The organism is Leptospira wolffii serovar Khorat str. Khorat-H2 (assembly GCF_000306115.2).
GTDB classification, from domain to species: domain Bacteria; phylum Spirochaetota; class Leptospiria; order Leptospirales; family Leptospiraceae; genus Leptospira_B; species Leptospira_B wolffii.
Map to the genome: position 1 here is coordinate 476,349 of NZ_AKWX02000023.1, position 13,308 is coordinate 489,656.

Genomic DNA, 13,308 nt, shown 5'->3' on the forward strand with positions numbered 1-13,308 from the left:
TGCCGGATAATTTATAAGGCGATCCGCATATTTTCAGGTTATTTGATATATTGTCCGGAAAGGGAATATCTAAATTTTCTAAATCAAGATATTCCCTTTTTTTAATCTCTTGTTATTGCGCTCTTGTTACGAGGGCGCTGAACTTGGTGCAGTATCCAGTTCCGACGAGTCCGTAGAACCAGGATTCTTCCATTCTGATGTCGGATAAGGTTCCGCCATAAGCTTGGAATTGGATTTTTTGGAAGGCGCTTGCTTGTCTAGTGTTCACATTGATCGGAATGAACAAAAGAAGCTGGAAACCGCAAGCCTCGGCATATACGGGAAAGGTGGACAATCTTTGATCTTTTTCCACTTTTGCAGGTGCTGGTTGAGCCGGGATGATTACCGGAGTGGAGCTACAGCCTACGCTAAGAGCGATAGACGCGCAAAGGGTGAATAATACTAAAATTCTTTTCATTGAACTGCGTCTCCTGTGATAGACAGACATCTCATAGTTCCGATTACGACCCAATACCAATCTTCTTCGATTGCGATATTGGTTAAGCCGATAGCACCCGGAGCTTGGCTGATTGCGGAGAAATACGCTCTCTCCACTCTGGAGTTAACTCCGAAAGGGAACACGTAGTAAGCGGTTGCCAGGAGACCCATCATTCCGCAGGCTTCGCCTTTGACTCTTCTGATTACTTTTTCTTTTCCTGTTAACTTCGGTTGGATCAGAACTTCTCCCGAGGAGCAAGCGGATCCGAAGAGTAACGGGAGAAGAACGATCAATAAAATTGAAACTGTTTTTTTACCCATGCGCCTATACATTTGAGAATATGGATTTTTGAAAGGAAAAATCCGAATCGTCGGAAAGTTATTCTTCCTTCTCTCGAAAATTTCGTATCCCATTTGCGATATACGTATTTCGCGTCTTATCCCATCCGTTTTTTTCGATCCGATATGCTTCCTAATGGACATCCGGACGTTTACGCTTGTGCTTATTGTTAACCGAAGTGAGTTCGCCGATTTTGGAGAATCATTCTACCGAATCGTAAGAATTTCCGAAAGATCGACTTAGTACTTGTTAGTCTTTTTATCTCATTTGGGAGATGGGGACGGGGGCGGCGAGCGTTGGAATTCCCTCTTCTTTTTTTTTCGAGGAGGAGAAAAATGAAAAACTGCTTTTCAAGTTATCGGTCTAAATTTAGAATGATTCTAAATTAGGAGAGTGCCTCATGCCTCAAGTTACTTCACTTGCACCGGACTTCAAAGCGGAAGCTGTGATCGGCCAGCAAATCAAAGAAATCAAACTTTCCGATTATAAGGGAAAGTGGGTTGTTCTCTTTTTCTGGCCTCTCGACTTCACCTTCGTTTGTCCTACGGAAATTATCGAATACGATGCTAAACTGGACGAATTCAAGAAACTCGGAGCGGAAGTTCTGGGAGTTTCCGTGGATAGCGCCTTTACGCATCTTGCTTGGAAAAACACTCCTCGTAAACAAGGCGGATTGGGCGAGATCAAGTATCCTTTGATTGCTGACATAACTAAGTCGATCGCAAGAGATTACGGCGTACTGACCGAAGGAGGAGTCGCATTGAGAGGAACCTTCATCATCGATCCTACCGGAACGATTAGACAGGCTACGATCAACGATCTTCCGGTAGGAAGAAACATCGACGAAGCGATCCGTCTGGTAAAAGCCTTCCAATACGTGGAAAAACACGGCGAAGTTTGCCCTGCAAACTGGGACGAAGGAAAGAAAACCATGAAAGCGGACCCAGAGAAATCCAAAGAGTATTTCTCCTCCGTAAACTAAATCCCTCCAAGAACCCGGCTTTACGCCGGGTTCTATTCTCCCAAATTTGTCCTGGTCCCGGGACCCCACTTCTTAAATTCTGGTCTTATCTCCTCGTTGTAGTTCTCTCCCATAATCCGGAAAGAGTTGCATTCCAATATAGATTCAGTCTAAAATACGAGAGGACAGACAGCAATGGCCCAAGCGCTCGAGATTATCCCAACTGAAGACGACAGATACTATCGCGCGGATAATTTTCCGAAAGGACTCACCCGCAAGGTGGTCGAGTCGATTTCTCATATCAAAAACGAGCCGGGTTGGCTGACAGAATTCCGTCTAGAAGCTTTTAAAGTTTTCGAAAGCAAGCCCATGCCCACCTGGGGATTCTTTCCGAATTTCAAAGTGGATATCGACGAATATGTGCATTATATCGGAGCCAATCGTAAGAAAAAAAGATCCTGGGACGAAGTGGATCCGGAAGTTCTGAAAAGTTTCGAAAGGTTGGGGATTCCCGAACACGAAAGAAAATACCTGGCCGGTATAGAGGCCATGGAAGATTCCGAAACGGTTTACGCAAACGTTAAGAAGGAACTGACCGATCTGGGAATCCTATTCTGCGATATAGACACCGCGATCAAGGAGTATCCGGAGATTGTTCGTAAGTATCTCGGCACCGTCGTGTCCATCGGAGACAATAAATTCTCCGCTTTGAATTCCTGCGTATTCTCCGGAGGATCCTTCGCATACGTTCCTAAGGGAGTCAAGACTCCTATGCCTCTGCAGGCTTATTTCAAGGTTACTGCGGCTTCTTCCGGACAATATGAGAGAACGCTTCTCATAGCGGAAGAAGGTGCCGAGTTGGAATACTCCGAAGGTTGCTCTTCCGTTCAGGACAAGGGAACGAATTTCCATACCGCAGTGGTGGAGCTCGTTGCGCAAAAGAATGCCAAGATATTCTATACTACCATCCAGAATTGGAAAAAGAATATGTACAACTGGACGGTTAAGAGAGGGCTTTGCCATGAGGCGGCTCATATCACTTGGACCGACGTGAATATCGGCGCAAATACGATTAAGTATCCCGGTATCGTTTTACAGGGGGATAATTCCACCGGAGATATCCTCTCTCTAGCTTTCGCCGGAGCAGGACAGATCCAGGATACGGGAGCTCGTATCATCCATGTGGGCAAGAATACCCGCAGTAATATTCTCGCGAAAGGGGTTTCCTTGGACGGAGGGATCAATTCTTATAGAGGTCTTGTAAGATTCACTTCCGGTTCTTCGGATTCCTATAGCCATGTGAAATGCGACGGTCTCATGATGGACGATCGTTCCCAATCCCACGCATATCCGTATAACGACGTGAGCGGTCAGAATGGTACCTTGAACTACGAGGCGACCGTTTCGAAAATCGACGAAGAACAACTTTTCTATCTGCAATCCAGGGGACTTTCCGAGGACGACGCGAAGCTCCTAGTCATCAACGGTTTTTGCGAAGGGGTGACCAAGCACCTGAATGTGGAATATTCCGTGGAGATGACCCGTCTGATTCGTATGATTTTAGAGGATGGTAAGGTGATTTCGGAGCATTCCGATTCCGTCGTGAGCTAAGCGCTTTCGGCCCGGATTCTTTCATTAGATATTTATGTTGAATCGGGTGCTTGTATTCTTTTTTGCGATCGGGCTTGCCTTGGCTATCTTCCGCGGAGCCGAGTCCGAGGATACGGCCTCTTCTTCCGATCTTAAAACTCCCGAATCGTGGTTTATGTTTTGGGTTCGTGGCACGGTAGCTGAGATTTGGAAGGAACTTTCTTATTCTGCTCCTGATCCCGTTAGCTCGGCGGGGGATTCCAATTCGATCTTTCAGTCCGGATTGGACGCCTATAATTCGAATCGTTACGAAGAGGCGATCGAAATCTTCGACAAATATATCGCATCGGTTCCGAACGATACTTCCGCATTTTATAATCGAGGCCTCGCGAAATACTTTTTGGAAAGATATTCCGAGGCGGAGTCCGATTTCGAATCCGCTTATAGTGCGGATTCGAAGAATTTGGACGCTCTTTTTTCCATCGGAAATTGTAGAGTCGCTTTGGGAGAACCGGAAGAGGGATTGAAAAAATACAATCGGGCGATCTCTCTCGGTCTGAACGAATCCTACGCATATGTGGGACGGGCCAGGGTTTTGAATTCTCTCCAGAAATATAAGAACGCACTGTCCGACGCGGAGTCCGCGATAGGAGCGGACGAACAAAATCATAACGCTTATTTCGAGCAGGCATTTGCATATTACGGAATTGGAAAGTATAAGGAAAGCGTTTCCTCCTATACCAAGGTGTTGGAGTTGGATTCGGGAATGGCGGTCGCCTATTATAATCGAGGCTTGGGCTATGAAGTCCTGAAAAAGAAGGGTCCGGCCTGTTCCGATTTTCGTAAGGCCGAGGAGCTGGGGTATTCCTCCGCCCAAGAGAAGATCGAGGAGATCTGCAAATGAGTTCGGAAATTCCGGAGATGGAGGATCAGGCGACTTATTCCGGAAAGTCTCCTATAAAAGGTCTTACTCTGGACGAACTCACTCAAGTCGTCTTGGATCTTGGCGAGAAGGCCTTCCGAGCCAAACAGATTTATAACGGTTTGTATGCGAATCGATACGAGAGTTGGGAAGAATTTACCACTATAGGTAAAGACTTGAAGGAGAAGTTGAAGGAAAGATTCTCCTTAGATCCGATCCGAGTAGCAAAGCATCTCAAGTCCACGGACGGAACCCAAAAATTCACATTCGAATCCGTTTCCGGCAGTGGAAAAGAATTCGAATCGGTTTGGATTCCTTCAGGAGACGGAGGAAGAAAGACCATTTGTATTTCCTCCCAAGTGGGTTGCACCCTGAACTGTAAATTCTGCGCCACGGCCAAACTTCCTTTCCAAGGTAATTTGAAGGCGAGCGAGATCATAGACCAGGTTCTCCAAGTGGAGAAGATCGTAGGGGATAAGGCTACGAATATAGTCTTCATGGGAATGGGAGAACCCATGCATAATTACTTTAACGTAATGCGGGCCGCGAGCCTGTTGCACGACTCGGAGGCTTTGGGGTTGGGCGCTAAAAAAATCACGATCTCCACCTCCGGAGTGGTGAACGGAATCCGTAGATTCATAGAGAACAAGGAGCCTTATACTCTAGCCATCTCGCTCAATCATCCCGATCCGGAAGGAAGAAGGGAGATCATGGACATAGAGGAAAAATTCTCCCTTCCCGAATTATTGGAAGCCGCTCGGGATTATACCAAGACTCTGAAGCGTAGGATCACTTTCGAATATGTGATGATCCCCGGTGTGAATATGGGGCCGGAAGACGCCAAGAAACTCGTGAAGATCGCGAGAAAACTGGATTGTAAGATCAATGTAATTCCCTTGAATACCGAGTTTTTCGGTTGGAGAAGACCTAGTCCCGAGGAAGTGGATCGGTTCTTGAGACTGATAGAGCCTGCGGGAGTGCCCATTTTGAACCGTAGATCACCCGGTAAGGATATCAACGGCGCCTGCGGTATGCTTGCCGCAAAAAGTTGACCTAGGACTTCCCAAAGATAAACTTGCGGAATGAGGCCTTCTACTCTTTTCTTTCTGCCGATACTTCTTCTGGTTCTTTCGGGAGCCCAGCGTTGCAAGAATCCGTACCAGCAAAAATGCCAGGAGATCTGTAGTTTCTATACTTCCTGCGTGGAACAACAGTTTCCTAAAACCATAGGAACGGACGAAAAGCAGAAGAGCTTTATCGCAATAGAATGCGAATCGGGTTGTCTTAGGGAGCAAGGATTCGCGGTTCCTTGTTATGAAGCGGAAAAGACCTGCGTGGGCTTTACCCGTTGTCTCATGGAATCCGGGTTAATGGATTAACCCTTCAGCTTTTTAACAAGGAGTATTAGAATTCATGGATACGGTTTCCTTTCCCAAATCAACCGGAATTGCAAGATTTTCCCCTTGGATACTTTTAGCGATCGCCGTTCTGCCCTTATTCTTAACTTTTCCTTTGGATGTGATCGACATAGATTCTTCCCAATATGCAGAGATCTCCCGGGAGATGACCGATAGCGGAAATTGGTTTTTTATCCGAGACAACGGTAGGAGGTATCTGGACAAACCCATTCTTACTTTCTGGAAGATCAGCTCTTCCTTCCTGCTTTTCGGTCAGAATAATTTCGCCTTCCGTTTGCCTGCGATACTGATGACTTTGGTTTCCCTCTGGGGAATCTTTACGATCACTAAATTACATTCCGGAAACGTAAAGCAATCTTGGCTTGCGACTCTTCTATACGCGATGTCGCCGGGATTGTACGCCATGGTAGTGGATCCGAAAATAGACGTTTATGTGACTCCTTATATCATTCTTGTTTTCGCGTTTTACTATCTGGGAATAAAGAAGAAACCCGTTTATTTCTATGCCATGTATCTTGCGATGGGTCTCGGTTTCGTGACCAAGGGACCGATTGCGGTCGTGATTCCGGGGATTGGAATCGGAGGAGATATTCTTTTCCGTAGGGATTGGAAAAGACTTTTGGAGATGAAGCTGGTGCCCGGAGGGTTGCTTGCGCTTTTACCTCCTTTGTTATGGTCGATTCCTCTCTATTTGGAATTCAATACTTACGGTCCGTATTTTTTCCTGTGGGTGCAATCGTTCGGTCGTTTCTATATTAAAATGTACGATCAGAAATTCGATCCATTCTTCTTTTATTCAAATTTCTCCTGGGCTTTCGGAGTGTTTATTCTTCCCTTCATTTTGTATGTCGTAGTCTCCCTTCGGAGTTTCGGAAAAGAAGGTTGGAAGGGACTTTTCGGGTCCATTCGGAAAAATGAATGGAAGGAAAAGGATTTCGTTCCATTCTTTTGGCTTTTTCTCTTCCTCTTTCTCATTAGCTTTTCCAAATACCAATTGCCTCAGTATATCTATTGGTGTTTGCCCGCGGGGGCGGTGGTCGGTTCCGGGTTCCTGCTCCGACTTACGGAGGAAGTCTCCGATCTTACTGCAAGAATCGGAAAAGGATTGGTGATTCTAACCGCTTTAGGTTTCCTACTCGCCGGACTCGTCTTTCCGATTTTGGTATTGGATGCGGATCTTGCCTTTTATCTCTGGACATTCGCTTATCTGGCTCTCGGTGTATTGATCTGGATTCTCTTGCCTTCGGACAGGCTTGTGGGAACTCTAACTGTTTCCGTTTCCTTTTTCTTTACTCTGGTCAGTCTTTACGCATATCCGATTCTCATCTCCTATCAACCTTCCAAGGAAATAGGGGCCTTGATCCAAGAGTCGGAGCCGGGTAAGGAAAAGTTTTTGATGTTCGGAGTTCCCGCATCCAAGAGATCCTACGCGTTCTATTCCAAGCGTCTGACTCGGACATTATTCGATCCGGAGGTTTTGTTCGAGGCCCTGAAAAAGGACGGCGATCGGATGATTCTAATTTCGGAGAAATTTCTTCCTCATTTCGACGAATTTACCGCGGGTAGGGTGGATCTGGATATTTTCGCGGAGTATCCCAGCTATAAAGTGGCGACTCCGGAGTTCGGCTTCTTTCTGAAATCTAAACGGGATTCTCTTACCACAAAAGTCTATCTGGGGCATATTCGCTTTAAAGATGGACGCGCCGAGAAGTAGCCGGCTTTTTTCATAGAATCGCCGAAAAAATCTAGGGGAAATTTCGGAAACCCACCGAATTTGAAATTAGGCTATTTTGTGAGCCTGGTTTGGTTTTGGTCCCAGGATTCTCCTGGGACTACTTTTCCGGATCCTCTCCCCCGTTTCCCTATTTTATTCCCGAACATAACGGATTCTACAGATATGCGTTAGGATATTTACCGACTCACCGGTATGTTCTGGACGCAGGATCGCTTTCCGGGTAGAAGAGTCGAATGCTCCCTTCTCGCTTTGCATATTTAGTTTTTCTTTGTATTCCATTTTCGTTTTTTCTATCCGCTTGCGCCGGTTCTCCGATTAGGGATACGCCTCTCAGAGACGTGCTTAGTTTGGACTGGGATCGAAAATCCGCGGAAACGAATCGGATCCTAGGAGACCTTATACGAATCCAGTCCGTTCGGGGTAACGAGAAGAAGGTCGCGGAGTATATTAAGAATTTATTAGAGAAGGAAGGGATTCCCGTCAAATTCTTCCATGAAGAAGGTTTTCCGGATCGAGTGAATATTCTCGCCGAATTGGAACCTTCTTCCCCTAGCTCTGAAAAGGGACTGATTCTCGCCAACCATTTGGACGTAGTGGAAGCGGAGACTAAGGACTGGAAAGAAGAGCCTTTCTCCGGAGTCGTTAAGGATGGTCGGATATACGGTAGAGGAGCCCTGGATTGTAAGAGCCTAATAGCAATGCAACTTACCGCGTTTTTGGAATGGAAACGCTCGAAGCTTCCTTTGAAAAGAAAGATCATGTTCTTGGGGCTCGCCGACGAAGAATCCGGAAGCGAGAAAGGAGCCAAATTTCTGATCCGCAAGCATAAGGAATTATTCCAAGGATACGGTTATATGTTGAACGAAGGAGGTTTCGGAACCAAAGACGTAGGAGTTCCTAACAGCACCATCTTCAATATCCAATACGCGGAGAAGGGAAATCTTTGGCTTACGATTCGGGCGAAAGGTGACCAGGGACACGGAAGCACTCCGTCGGGTAATTATCCAAGTTTACGTTTGCATAAATTTCTGAGCGAGGTTTTGGATTATGATGTCAGCGTAAGAATTTCTCCGGAGACCGAAGCGTTCTTTTATCAGCTGGGTACCGCGAGTTCTTTTCCAAATTCCTTCTTTCTTAAGAATGCCGGATTTCCTATTCTGCAAAGACTCTTGTACGGACCCATAAAATCGAATCGTCAGCTAAGCGCGATTACTCGCAATACTAAGGCTATCTCCGGTTTAAAAACGATGGAAGGAAAAGGGCATAATGTTTTGGCTTCCGAGGCGGAAGCAAAATTGGACATTCGGATTTTGCCTGGATTCGATCCTAAGGATTATATAGAGGAGATCCGAGAGATCGCGAAGAAATACGACGTGGAAGTCGAATCCGCGGGAACGGTGAAACCCGATAAATCCGGCCTGGATTCGGTTCTTTTTCAAACCGTCGCCGCGGTTACCTCTAAGCTAGTTCCCGGAAGCGTTCCCGCTCCGTTTCTTTCTCCCGGAAAGACGGACAATGCGTATTTTAGAGAGATCGGTTTGGAATGCTACGGACTTGTTCCGGTTATTCTTAACGAAAAGGAACTGACCATGCTTCACGGAAAGGACGAGAGCGTGAGCTTGGAAAATCTGAAATTAGGTACCCGCATCGTATTCGAAATATTGCATCAGATGAATTGACTTTTTTAGTCTTTCGTTTCGGGCAATAAACGGCATTCGTTACTTTGGGGAGTCGGTGCCGCCTCCGTTTTAAGCCTTTCTTTTGCTTGTCATTCGACCGGGGTCGCATCCTCTTGTTAGAAAAACAAAATACAGGCTAGCATTGGTTCGTCATCTTATCTCTTATATTCTTCTCTATTTATTCTATCTTCCGTTTCGAATCCTTCCTTATAGAGTTTGTCTCTTGTACGGTAGGTTTTTGGTCTGCCTTCTTTATCCTCTCGCAAGAAAGCATAGAAGAATCGCCTATGAGAATATCTCCCATGCCTTTCCGGAATACGACGAAGCACAAAAGAAGGATCTAGTTTGGAAAAGCTTCCTACATATAGGGGATCTTCTGGCCGGTACGATGTATGCTCCCCGTTTAAACAAAAAATGGATGGAAGAGCGACTCGTTTACGACGAGGAATCCCTTAGGATAGAACAGGAAACCATTAAAGAAGGAGTAGGAGTGGTTCTGATTTCCGGGCATTTCGGAAGTTGGGAAATTCTTGTCCAATTCATGGGAGTCCGGATGAAAGGAGGAGGGATCTATAAGAAGGTCCGTAATCCTTTCGTAGACAAATTGATTTACAAACTTCGAACCAGAAACGGAATCAAATTGGTTTCCACCGAGGAATCCAGCCAGGTGACCAAGATGCTCAAGCAAGGATATTGGGTGGGTTTCGGTTCGGACCAAAACGCCGGTAAGGTGGGAATCTTCGTGGACTTCTTCCATCGTAAGGCGTCGACGTATCAAGGACCGGCGCTCATGGCCTATTTGACCGGAGCCAAGATGTTATTGTATTCTGTTCTATGCGGAGAGAAGGGAACTATCCGGGTCAAGATAAGAGACTTGGGATTTGTGGATAAAAAAGCTTTTCCGGATCGGGAAACTGCGATACGACATTACACGGAAGTTTGGACCAAGGCCTTGGAAGAGGAAGTCCGACTCTGCCCGGAACAATACTTCTGGGTGCATCGTAGATGGAGAACGAAGCCGGGGGATTTTCCGGGACAGGTTTGATTTCCGTTCGTTCTTTTTTAAAAGGCGGGTCTTATGGGTTCATCCGAAAAAATTATTCTGCACCATTATACGGCTTCTCCGTATTCCGAAAAGGCGAGGCTTTTTCTGGGTTATAAAGGCGCTTCTTGGCTTTCCGTTATCACTCCTCCTATTTTACCTAAACCGGATCTCGTGCCTCTGACGGGAGGTTATAGAAGAGCTCCCGTTTTGCAGATAGGAGCGGATATCTATTGTGATACGTCTCTTGTATTAGAGAAATTGCATTCTATTTTTCCAAACCCTCCGATCGCGTCGGGGCGGGATTCCGATACCGCCGATCTTTTGGAATATCTGGTCGGATCCGAACTTTTCGTGAAAGTAGCGAGATACGTCTTGGGATCCAATGCGAAAAGGTTACCGGAGGATTTGGTAAAAGACCGGGCGGATATGCACCCTCATCATCCTTTTCATCGGGAAAATTTGGAAATGGATCTGCATTATCTAAGCATAGTCCTTTCCAAATACCTTCCCAAATTCGATTCCGCATTGCTGAATCGTAAATTCTTCGGAGGCGATTTGCCTTCATTCGCGGATTTTTCAGTTTATATTATATTCTGGTTCTTGCATACGATTCGAAAACTAAAACCGTTTATCGCCGAGGCCGAGTATCTTCCCGATTGGTTTTCCAGAATGAAGGACTTCGGCTCCGGAAATTCCGAACCGCTTGCGCCGGCGGAAGCGATACGAATCGCGAAAGAAAGCGAACCTTTGCGGATTGCGGATCCGAAAATCGAGGATTTAGGATTCGGGCCGGGAGACCGGGTCCACCTATCTCCGGATTCTTACGATCAGGAAATCATTTCGGGAACCTTGCTGCATTCCGACGAATCTCGCATCATCCTATCTTCCGAAAACGATAAGGTGGGGAAGGTCCATATCCATTTTCCTAGGATCGGCTACGTTTTTAAGAAGGTTTGATCTAAAATGGATCTGAGAATGGTGCCTACGATTCCGATCGTTTCGCTTACGATCTGCGTTTTTTCCAGTTTCTTGATTCTAACCAAGAGGCCCAGATACGCTTTCGATTCCATCTACGCCATTTTTACGATCTGCCTGGCTCTTCCCCACTTGGGTCACATCTTGGCCCGCCGAGTGGAATGGGGGCACGATTTTCTCGAATTTTCCATTTTGTTTCCGTATACCTTCGGTCCATTATTATATCTATATATTCGAAATCTTACCGGAAATTCGGATAAGATTAGGCTCGTCGATCTTTTGCATTTTCTTCCTTTTTTGACGCTTATGCTTTTCTTTCTAATCGGCTTTTTCGGTAGAGAAGAGGAATGGAACGGCGATCCGGAATGGAGAAGACCCGAGATGGGATTCCATCGATTCGGATTTTTACTCTCGGTTTCCATGTTATTCTATTTGATTTGGATATTCTTATTATTACGTAAACATAGACGGAGCATAGAAGATCATTTTTCGAATATAGATAATCTTAAAGACCTGAGTTGGATGTACTGGGTGCTTGTACTTTTCGGGATCTCCACGGGCGTGCATTTATTTTTGGATGCGATCCGATTCGGGGAGATGGGGCCGGGAGATTGGGATCCTAGGATCGTGAGAGGTTCCGCTATCCTCGTCTTTACCGCATTCTTCTGTTGGTTCGGAGTCAGGCAGACGGTAGTGTTCACATCCAGAGAATTGGAGCATTGGAAGGGAAGGACCTTCACTCCTGCCGAAGTTTTTCCCGAAGAAGAGAGAAAGAAATATGAGAAGTCCGGTCTGAGAGAGGAAAAGATTCCGGAATATCTGGATAGGATCCGGGATTATATGAATTCCAAAATGCCTTATAAGGACTCAGAGTTTTCCATAGACGCTCTTTCTCAAGGAACCGATGTTCCCAGGTTCTATATCACTCAGATTCTAAACGAACATTTGGGGACGAATTTCTATAATTTCACCAACGAATACCGGATACGGGAGATCCTGAAGGAGTTCGACGCTAAACCTCCGGAGAAACCGAATATTTTGAGCTTATCCCTTGAGTACGGATTCAATTCCAAGTCCACTTTCAATAGCGCCTTCAAAAAATTCACCGGTAAGACTCCTTCGGAATATTTGGAAAAAAAATCCAAAATCGCCTGATTTAGAAATAAATTTAAGTGCGAGCCGATTGGGACGGTCGAATTCCACGCAAATACTTCGTAATCTATTCCAACTAACCGTTCGGGAGTAGTTATGAGGCAAATTCATTTTATAGCGATTGTTATTTTCACTCTGAGTCTTTGGGCTTGCGATAGTTCCGGTGGATCGGATCTTTCTTCTGCGGCGTTGCTGCTGAACGGTTCTCCCTCGGGCAGCAGTTGTTCCGGAGCCTCCACCACCGATACCCCCACCACTTTGACTTCCACCGCTACTTGTTCCTCTGCGATATACAATCTCTCGGATGTTCCTTCCCTGAAAACGGGAGCGGAATCCGGAGCTCCTACCTGCGTTACGGATATAGCGGCCGAGGCTCCTTGTTGGATGAAGCAAAACTTTCATTGCGTGAAGGTGGTAGTCTCCGGCTCCAACTATGTGATTACTACGACGGATATGCCGCCTTATAAAAGTTATTATTATAAGGATAATGCCTCTTACCAAGATACGATGGATACGCCGACTTTCCATGATAATCCGAATAAGATCATCGCTCAGAATATTGTTTTAACCATTCCCGTTACTCCTCAGTTGTACACCGGCTGCAACGATTCCACTGCGGGTATCGATTCAGTAGGAATTTCCACCTTAGGCGCCGTGATTTTCAATAACCAAGCGGCTCCTGGAGACAGCTTTTCGACGGAATACTTTACGATGGACCGGGCGCAGGGACATCCTCAAAATACGGGTAAGTATCATTATCATACCGAGCCCTTTAAGATTACCAACGATAGCGACGAATTGATCGGCTTGATGTTGGACGGATTTCCCATTTACGGAAAGAAAATCCAAGGAAGCTCCAGTTATCCCACTTTGGACTCGACCACTCATACTCGTTCCTGCACGACCACGCACTTCCCTGACGGAACGTATTGCTATCATGTGGAGAATGATACTTCTTATAACGCTTTCATAATCGGAAGTTATTTTAAAGGAAAAAGAGGATCCACAAACTGA

Annotated in this window: 13 protein-coding genes; 11 read left to right on the forward strand and 2 right to left on the reverse strand. The window is 45.9% G+C overall.

Annotated features, from left to right (window positions below):
• Positions 1 to 112: 112 nt before the first annotated feature.
• A complete protein-coding gene (locus LEP1GSC061_RS20300) occupies positions 113 to 457 on the reverse strand; it encodes a lipoprotein (protein ID WP_016547333.1) in 345 nt (114 codons plus the stop codon).
• Positions 454 to 798, reverse strand: a complete 345-nt coding sequence (locus tag LEP1GSC061_RS20305; protein ID WP_040510204.1) for a hypothetical protein — start codon at positions 796 to 798, stop codon at positions 454 to 456. The genes LEP1GSC061_RS20300 and LEP1GSC061_RS20305 overlap by 4 nt, the downstream gene beginning before the upstream one ends.
• Positions 799 to 1,217: 419 nt before the next feature.
• On the opposite strand from LEP1GSC061_RS20305, the gene LEP1GSC061_RS20310 reads away from it, so the two are divergent.
• The 11 genes from LEP1GSC061_RS20310 to LEP1GSC061_RS20360 all read left to right on the forward strand — a co-directional run bounded on the left by LEP1GSC061_RS20310 (position 1,218) and on the right by LEP1GSC061_RS20360 (position 13,308).
• Positions 1,218 to 1,799, forward strand: coding sequence for a peroxiredoxin (locus tag LEP1GSC061_RS20310; protein WP_016547292.1), 582 nt, complete (start codon positions 1,218 to 1,220; stop codon positions 1,797 to 1,799).
• A 174-nt stretch (positions 1,800 to 1,973) separates the two neighbouring features.
• The gene (gene sufB, locus LEP1GSC061_RS20315; protein WP_016547437.1) at positions 1,974 to 3,389 is read left to right on the forward strand and encodes a Fe-S cluster assembly protein SufB; all 1,416 of its coding nucleotides are present in this window, start codon (positions 1,974 to 1,976) and stop codon (positions 3,387 to 3,389) included.
• A gap of 154 nt (positions 3,390 to 3,543) precedes the next feature.
• Positions 3,544 to 4,272 carry a tetratricopeptide repeat protein gene (locus LEP1GSC061_RS20320; protein WP_198014293.1) on the forward strand — a complete coding sequence of 243 codons (729 nt, stop codon included), beginning with the start codon at positions 3,544 to 3,546 and terminating at the stop codon, positions 4,270 to 4,272.
• Positions 4,269 to 5,342 (forward strand): dual-specificity RNA methyltransferase RlmN, encoded by a 1,074-nt coding sequence (gene rlmN, locus LEP1GSC061_RS20325; protein WP_016547035.1) that lies wholly within the window; start codon positions 4,269 to 4,271, stop codon positions 5,340 to 5,342. Before LEP1GSC061_RS20320 ends, rlmN begins: the two co-directional genes overlap by 4 nt.
• A 30-nt stretch (positions 5,343 to 5,372) precedes the next feature.
• A complete protein-coding gene (locus LEP1GSC061_RS20330; RefSeq protein ID WP_016546967.1) occupies positions 5,373 to 5,669 on the forward strand; it encodes a Cys-rich protein in 297 nt (98 codons plus the stop codon).
• Between the two features lie 34 nt (positions 5,670 to 5,703).
• Positions 5,704 to 7,422, forward strand: coding sequence for an ArnT family glycosyltransferase (locus tag LEP1GSC061_RS20335; RefSeq protein WP_016547211.1), 1,719 nt, complete (start codon positions 5,704 to 5,706; stop codon positions 7,420 to 7,422).
• A 254-nt stretch (positions 7,423 to 7,676) separates the two neighbouring features.
• Positions 7,677 to 9,122 (forward strand): M20/M25/M40 family metallo-hydrolase, encoded by a 1,446-nt coding sequence (locus LEP1GSC061_RS20340; protein WP_016547316.1) that lies wholly within the window; start codon positions 7,677 to 7,679, stop codon positions 9,120 to 9,122.
• Between the two features lie 142 nt (positions 9,123 to 9,264).
• Positions 9,265 to 10,167 carry a lysophospholipid acyltransferase family protein gene (locus LEP1GSC061_RS20345; protein ID WP_016547094.1) on the forward strand — a complete coding sequence of 301 codons (903 nt, stop codon included), beginning with the start codon at positions 9,265 to 9,267 and terminating at the stop codon, positions 10,165 to 10,167.
• A gap of 33 nt (positions 10,168 to 10,200) precedes the next feature.
• Positions 10,201 to 11,124: a glutathione S-transferase gene (locus LEP1GSC061_RS20350; RefSeq protein WP_016547444.1), complete on the forward strand. Its 924-nt coding sequence runs from the start codon at positions 10,201 to 10,203 to the stop codon at positions 11,122 to 11,124.
• A 6-nt stretch (positions 11,125 to 11,130) separates the two neighbouring features.
• Positions 11,131 to 12,297 carry a helix-turn-helix domain-containing protein gene (locus LEP1GSC061_RS20355; protein ID WP_232218538.1) on the forward strand — a complete coding sequence of 389 codons (1,167 nt, stop codon included), beginning with the start codon at positions 11,131 to 11,133 and terminating at the stop codon, positions 12,295 to 12,297.
• Positions 12,298 to 12,390: 93 nt separating this feature from the next.
• Positions 12,391 to 13,308 (forward strand): YHYH protein, encoded by a 918-nt coding sequence (locus LEP1GSC061_RS20360; protein WP_040510086.1) that lies wholly within the window; start codon positions 12,391 to 12,393, stop codon positions 13,306 to 13,308.

Excerpts from the sequence above, each read along its gene's own strand:
- LEP1GSC061_RS20300 (WP_016547333.1), bottom strand. The coding sequence starts at position 457 with ATGAAAAGAATTTTAGTATTATTCACCCTTTGCGCGTCTATCGCTCTT.
- LEP1GSC061_RS20305 (WP_040510204.1), bottom strand. The coding sequence starts at position 798 with ATGGGTAAAAAAACAGTTTCAATTTTATTGATCGTTCTTCTCCCGTTA.
- LEP1GSC061_RS20310 (WP_016547292.1), top strand. The coding sequence starts at position 1,218 with ATGCCTCAAGTTACTTCACTTGCACCGGACTTCAAAGCGGAAGCTGTG.
- sufB (WP_016547437.1), top strand. The coding sequence starts at position 1,974 with ATGGCCCAAGCGCTCGAGATTATCCCAACTGAAGACGACAGATACTAT.
- LEP1GSC061_RS20320 (WP_198014293.1), top strand. The coding sequence starts at position 3,544 with ATGTTTTGGGTTCGTGGCACGGTAGCTGAGATTTGGAAGGAACTTTCT.
- rlmN (WP_016547035.1), top strand. The coding sequence starts at position 4,269 with ATGAGTTCGGAAATTCCGGAGATGGAGGATCAGGCGACTTATTCCGGA.
- LEP1GSC061_RS20330 (WP_016546967.1), top strand. The coding sequence starts at position 5,373 with ATGAGGCCTTCTACTCTTTTCTTTCTGCCGATACTTCTTCTGGTTCTT.
- LEP1GSC061_RS20335 (WP_016547211.1), top strand. The coding sequence starts at position 5,704 with ATGGATACGGTTTCCTTTCCCAAATCAACCGGAATTGCAAGATTTTCC.
- LEP1GSC061_RS20340 (WP_016547316.1), top strand. The coding sequence starts at position 7,677 with ATGCTCCCTTCTCGCTTTGCATATTTAGTTTTTCTTTGTATTCCATTT.
- LEP1GSC061_RS20350 (WP_016547444.1), top strand. The coding sequence starts at position 10,201 with ATGGGTTCATCCGAAAAAATTATTCTGCACCATTATACGGCTTCTCCG.
- LEP1GSC061_RS20355 (WP_232218538.1), top strand. The coding sequence starts at position 11,131 with ATGGATCTGAGAATGGTGCCTACGATTCCGATCGTTTCGCTTACGATC.
- LEP1GSC061_RS20360 (WP_040510086.1), top strand. The coding sequence starts at position 12,391 with ATGAGGCAAATTCATTTTATAGCGATTGTTATTTTCACTCTGAGTCTT.